This is a genomic window from Johannesbaptistia floridana (assembly GCF_057440575.1).
This window is the reverse complement of the sequence record NZ_JALKVM010000391.1, coordinates 1-5,918: the sequence shown is the minus strand read 5'-3', so window position 1 is coordinate 5,918 and position 5,918 is coordinate 1. Positions and strand designations below refer to the sequence as shown.

The 5,918-nt window shown below is 37.1% G+C and carries 5 protein-coding genes; 3 read left to right on the top strand and 2 right to left on the bottom strand.

Going from position 1 to position 5,918, the window contains the following annotated elements; translation table 11 throughout:
- Positions 1-159: 159 nt before the first annotated feature.
- Positions 160-441, bottom strand: a complete 282-nt coding sequence (locus MW688_RS22345) for an AraC family transcriptional regulator (protein ID WP_486738224.1) — start codon at positions 439-441, stop codon at positions 160-162.
- 401 nt (positions 442-842) lie between these two features.
- On the opposite strand from MW688_RS22345, the gene MW688_RS22340 reads away from it, so the two are divergent.
- The 3 genes from MW688_RS22340 to MW688_RS22330 are packed head-to-tail and all read left to right on the top strand — an operon-like array spanning position 843 to position 5,061.
- On the top strand, positions 843-2,240 hold the full coding sequence (locus MW688_RS22340; RefSeq protein ID WP_486738222.1) for a uracil-xanthine permease family protein: 1,398 nt from the start codon (positions 843-845) through the stop codon (positions 2,238-2,240).
- Positions 2,241-2,285: 45 nt separating this feature from the next.
- A complete protein-coding gene (locus tag MW688_RS22335) occupies positions 2,286-4,058 on the top strand; it encodes an iron uptake porin (protein WP_486738221.1) in 1,773 nt (590 codons plus the stop codon).
- 19 nt (positions 4,059-4,077) lie between these two features.
- Complete coding sequence (locus MW688_RS22330) at positions 4,078-5,061, top strand: DMT family transporter (protein WP_486738223.1); 984 nt, start codon at positions 4,078-4,080, stop codon at positions 5,059-5,061.
- On the opposite strand, the gene MW688_RS22325 is transcribed toward MW688_RS22330, so the two are convergent.
- Positions 5,058-5,375, bottom strand: coding sequence for a hypothetical protein (locus tag MW688_RS22325; RefSeq protein ID WP_486738220.1), 318 nt, complete (start codon positions 5,373-5,375; stop codon positions 5,058-5,060). The genes MW688_RS22330 and MW688_RS22325 overlap by 4 nt on opposite strands.
- Between the last annotated feature and the right edge of the window lie 543 nt (positions 5,376-5,918).

The following is a 5,918-nucleotide window of genomic DNA, read 5'->3' as shown; positions in this document are numbered from 1 at the left end:
TCAGACAAAGTGCCCATCGCTCAGACAAAGTGCCCATCGCTCAGACAAAGTGCCCATCGCTCAGACAAAGTGCCCTCATTGATTATGCTTTTTCTTCCATCTTGCCTCACCTAATTTTAAGTGGTGTTTCATAACCGGATGCGAGTATTACTTATAGATCTAACTTTTTCTATATAATTTAGGTGAGATACCTGTAAGTTGTCGAAACTTTTTACTTAAGTGACTATGACTGCTAAAACCACACTGTAAGGCAATATCCACAATAGGTAGCTCTGTGTTTTTCAATAACTGTTTAGCCTTTTCTATACGTTGCTGAGTCAGGTATTCTATGGGAGCTAATCCCATAGATTGCTTAAACAAACGGCTGAAGTGGAATTGGCTGGTATTGAGCAATTGGGCTAAGTTTTCCAGTTTCAGATTTTCAGCTAAATTAGCCTCAATGTAATCTAAGACCTGTATAAGCTGGCAATGAGTTAAAGAATTAATGCTAAACGCTTAAAAATTGGTAGATCGAGTGCAAGATCTTAGACTAAAGAAAAAGTTGATTTTAGAGGAGTTGGTAAAATATAGCATTTTTAACTCTCATTCCACATAACTTTATCTGTACTCAAGAATTTTTGTACTGCTATATACTCACATAATTTCTCTTAGTTAATAACACAATAGTATATCTCAAGCAAAATCGATAAAATGTAAAAAACAAAACATTTTTAAAAGAGTTAGTCAGATATTATGTAAAGGTTTTAACTTTATCAAACAAATTATAAAGTTAAATTAATATGGTAATACCCATATAAAAAATAGTAGATAGTAATTTTTTTGAAAAAATACTAAAATTAACAATGGGAATAACCGAAGAAGAACAAGAAAAAGAATTCTCAGAAACCGAGACCTTTAGTAAAAGTAAATTAATCTATGGGTTGAACGATAAACCACCTATTTACGAAGGAATATTTGTAGCTATTCAGCACGTTATGGCTATATTTATCCCCATAGTAACGCCACCATTAATTATCTGTGGAGCGATAGGTGTTGATCCAACAAATACAGCAATTATTCTAGGAATGTCTTTAATGATTTCAGGAATTGCTACTTTTATCCAAGCGCGTAAATTTGGGCCAATAGGAACAGGATTATTAAGTATCCAAGGAACTAGTTTTTCCTTTGTGAGTCCGATTATTAGTACAGGATTAGCAGCAACAAGTGAAGGTAAATCAATAGAAGAAGCATTAGCCTTAATATTTGGTTTGTGTTTTTTTGGTGGGTTTCTAGAAATCATGGTGAGTAGATTTCTCAATGTTGTACAAAAGATTATTACTCCTCTAGTAACAGGAATTGTGGTTACCTTGATTGGTACTACCCTGATTAAAATAGGCATTACAGATATGGCAGGAGGATTTGCGGCGATAGAAACTGGTGAGTATGGAAATCCTTCAAATTGGGGGATTTCTATCACAGTATTATTAGTAATTGCCTTTTTGAGTGTAAGTTCTAACCGATATTTGCGCATGGGATCTATTGTTATTGGATTAATAGTAGGTTACATAATTTCATTAGTCATGGGAAGAGTTGATTTTAGTAGTCTACAGGGGTTACCAGCAATTAATATACCAATTCCTTTTCGCTATGGTTTAGGGTTTAGCTTTACTGCCTTTATTCCCTTTGCAATTATATATGTAGCTACTGCAATTGAGTGTATTGGTGATATCACGGCAACTTCTATGGTTACACAAGAACCAATCAAAGGAGGAGTGTACTTTAGAAGATTAAAAGCAGGAATATTAGGAGATGGGGTAAATTCTTCCCTAGCTGCTGTCTTTAATACCTTTCCTAATAGTACTATGAGCCAAAATAACGGTTTAATATCAATTACAGGGGTAGGAAGTCGCTATATCGGCTACTATTTAGCGGTAATTTTAGTGGTCTTAGGATTATTCCCCATCATAGGAGGAGTGCTAAAAACTATTCCCCAACCAGTATTAGGGGGTGCAACAATTTTGATGTTTGGTTCAGTGGCTGCGGCAGGAATCAATATATTAAGAAATACAGAAATGAATGTGCGGGATTCGATTATTGTTGCCGTCTCTTTAGCCTTTGGTTTAGGGGTAACTTTTTCTCCAGAATCTCTAGATAAATTGCCTCAACTAATCAAAGATGTCTTTTCCTCAGGCATTGCCGCCGGAGCGATTGTAGCGTTAGGTCTGAATTTAATATTACCTGGCAGAAATCTTAGTCAGTAAAAATAAATCTGTAAACTCAATATTTTGTGGTGTGTGAGAGTAAAAATGAGTAATTTAAAAAATCCCTTAATTATTTCCTTGTGCTTAAGTGCTTTAGGATTGGGTATTGCTCCAAGTGAAAGTTTAGCTCAAAGTGGATCTATTTCAGGAGAGTTCCCCCTAGTCAGTGAAATTAAATCCAGCAATTCACAGACAGTGTCTGAAAACTCAAAAAACAATGAAATGGGTCAATATATAAATATATCTGCTATACAAGATGTAGAGCCAACATCTTGGGCTTATGAAGCCTTAAGAAACTTGGTAGAGAGATATGGTTGTATTGCTGGTTATCCAGATGGTACATTTAGAGGTACACGCCCTATAAATCGCTGGGAATTTGCTGCCGGGTTAAACGCCTGTCTAACTCGTATTGAGCAATTAATTCAAGAAAGTGGACGCATTGCCACAGAAGATATAGAAACATTAAGGAGACTAGAATCAGAATTTGAAGCGGAATTAGCAGTAATTGGTACTAGAGTAGACCAATTAGACTCACGAGTTGCCTTTTTAGAGGAGAATCAATTTTCCACTACTACTAAATTAAGCGCCTTAATTACCTTTTATCTTAGTGGTGCTAGAGCAGGTAGTAATATTACTGCTGAAGGGGCTAATCCTTTTAATGCCTTTGATCCTCCCAGAGATGAAAATAATCGACCAAGAACCCGTGAAGTAGGTAAAGATGATCCCAATGTAACCTTTAGTTATCTAAGCTGGATTAACTTTAACACCTCTTTTACCGGGAGAGACAATTTAACAGTACAATTTGCGGCAGGTAATGGTTCTGCCCCTGCTAATCAATTTCTCTCCGCTGGATATTTCAACTCTTCTGGTACACCCTTTTTGCTGCAAGCAGGAGCGCCCTCTAATGACCAAGTAGCGATTCGGGAATTATTTTATAGTTTTCCTGCAACGGATAATTTACAAGTTGTAGTAGGTCCCCGGATCAATATTTATCGTTACTTTGATGGTAATCGTTTTACCTTTTTCCTCAACGGTGCAGAAAGCTTCAACAGTAGTGGTTCAACTCAATTTAGCCCAATTGATCGCGGTTCTGGAGCGGTTATAGTTTGGGATGTCAACAATATGATTAACTTTACCACAGGTTATGTAGGTAATAACACTGAGTTTCTCCCCTCAGCCATTGGTTCATCGGCTTCAGATCCTTCTCGGGGACTTTTTGGTGGAACTTATAATATCATGGCTCAATTAACAATATCCCCTACAGATAACCTTAATCTCCGCTTCTTATATAATCGTTCTCGTTTAGAAGCCAATCCCTTTAGTGGTTATATTGGCGGTGCAATTGGTGAACCAATTCCCTATGGTTTAGCTGATGATGGTTTTGGTGGAACTTTGCGCCATGGCTTCGCTAATGCCTATATTTTTAACTTCGATTGGTTAGTGGTGGAGAAGTTTGGCTTATTTGGGCGCTATAGTTGGGGTAGCACTAACATAACTCCTACAAATTCAGAGCTAGACAAAGGAGATATCAACTCTCAATCATTACAATTAGGGTTTGCTTTACCAGACTTAGGTAAACCTGGTGCCCAGGCTACTTTCTCTTATTTAATTCCTTTTTCTGTAGTGAATGGACGGAAATATTTACTCTCTGGTGGTGGTAATGGTGGTGTGCAATACGAATTTGAAGCCAACTACTTTTATCCTATAAATGATAACATTGCTGTTGTGCCTTCATTTTATGTAATTGTTAGACCAAATAACTTTACAACCAATGGTCCAATTTACGTTGGTAATTTGCGAACTCAATTTTCTTTTTAATTAAATCATGGAATCTAACATCAAAAACTCAGATTTATCCAAATCCCCTCTTGTATTAGTGTCACCCTTTTTCTTCTTGGGGACAGCGATGGTGGTGATGAAGTCAATTATTCCTGACACCACCCCCTTGTTTTTAGCAGCTTTTCGTTTAATTCCTGGAGGAATCTTAGTAATTATCACGGCTACTATTCTTAAACTCCCCTACCCCAAAGGTTGGAAAGCTTGGTCATGGATTTTACTCTTTTCTGTGGTAGATGGAGCGATGTTTCAAGGGTTTTTAACCACAGGATTAGTACATACAGGTGCAGGATTAGGCGCCGTACTTATTGACGCTCAACCCCTAGTTGTAGCTTTACTAGCTAATTTGATTTTTGGGGATTTAATTGGCTTATGGGGTTGGTTAGGCTTAACTGTCGGTTTAGTAGGTATTTGTTTCTGTGGACTTCCTACAGAATGGCTAGTTAGCTTATTTCAAGGCGAGGGAATTCCTATTTCTGCTGGGAGTTTTACTTTAGAGAATTTACTTCAAAGTGGAGAATTGTTGATGGTATTAGCGGCTTTGTCTATGTCTTTTGGTACCATTCTTATTCGGGTGGTGAAAAAGCACGCTGATGCTTTTATGGCAACGGGATGGCATTTATTTCTTGGTGGTATCCCTCTGATTGTTATGTCTTTGTTTTTGGAGTCTAATCAGTGGCAAGATATATCTACTCAAGGTTGGCTAGGTATGGGTTATGCAACTGTATTTGGAACTGCTTTTACCTACGGACTATTTTTCTACTTAGCCGCTAATGGTAATTTGACTAGCATTAGCGCTCTTATTTTCCTTACCCCAGTTTTTGCTCTCTTATTTAGTAACATTTTTTTGCACGAACAGTTGAGCAATTTTCAGTGGATAGGAGTTGGCTTAACGCTAATCAGTGTTTATTTAGTTAACCAACGTGCGGAAATAGCCCAACGTCTATCTACAGTTTTTGCGAAGTCTGAATCTCAAAACCCTTAGTTTAGGTCATTTTGTCGCTTTTGTTTGCCAAAATCGCGATCTCCTGCATAAGCTTTCCCTAAATCACTACTCATTTTGACCAGTTTTTCTGTATCCCAACTGTTGTCTTGAGAAGGTGATGACTTCTGTTTAAAGTAGTAGTTTAATTGATAAGGAATGTATAAGGAGCGAGAATCTGCAATAGGTTCTCGTTTTTTCACTGCTGTATCATCATTCTTATTTGAATGTACCCATTGTTTACTTACTTGGGATCCTGGCTTCTCTACGAAGAATCTCAAAATTTGTTTGATTTTTTGATAAATTTTGGTAAACATTTGTTAATTCTCCTAAGTTCTGTATAAGTTTATACTGTTAATTTTATATTTTTAGTATAACAAATTTAAAATCATAAAGATAGGTGTGGAAAAGCGACCCCTAAATGAGTAATGAGTAATGAGTAATAAGTAATGAGTAAGAAGTCTTTACGTCTTTAAGTCTCGAAGTCTCGAATTCTCGAAGTCTTTACGTCTTTAAGTAATGAGTTAAAGAATTAATGCGATCGCCCTTAAAAATTGGTTGACCCTAAAGGCTTATTCAGCTTGTAGGTTGGGCCCTTGGAACGAAACCGCTCTGAGATTACCTGCTCAAAATTGCCAGCCTTTACCAGTTAATGGTTTGGGGTCACAAATAACTTATGAAGTGGCGGAGAGCGCCTCCCAATAACTCAAGATTATTGACCAAAAAACAGCCTCTAAGGCGCTCTCCGCTTTCGCTGGCAATTTTGAGTAAGTTTATTGCACCCCAACATCAATATTTACTTAACTATATAATTAAATATTGATGCAAATCCTTAAAAACCCTCTTTCTCCCCTACTCCG

What these genes read in the sequence shown, in the direction of transcription:
- MW688_RS22325 (WP_486738220.1), bottom strand. Translation starts at nt 5,375, where the DNA reads ATGTTTACCAAAATTTATCAAAAAATCAAACAAATTTTGAGATTCTTC.
- MW688_RS22340 (WP_486738222.1), top strand. Translation starts at nt 843, where the DNA reads ATGGGAATAACCGAAGAAGAACAAGAAAAAGAATTCTCAGAAACCGAG.
- MW688_RS22335 (WP_486738221.1), top strand. Translation starts at nt 2,286, where the DNA reads ATGAGTAATTTAAAAAATCCCTTAATTATTTCCTTGTGCTTAAGTGCT.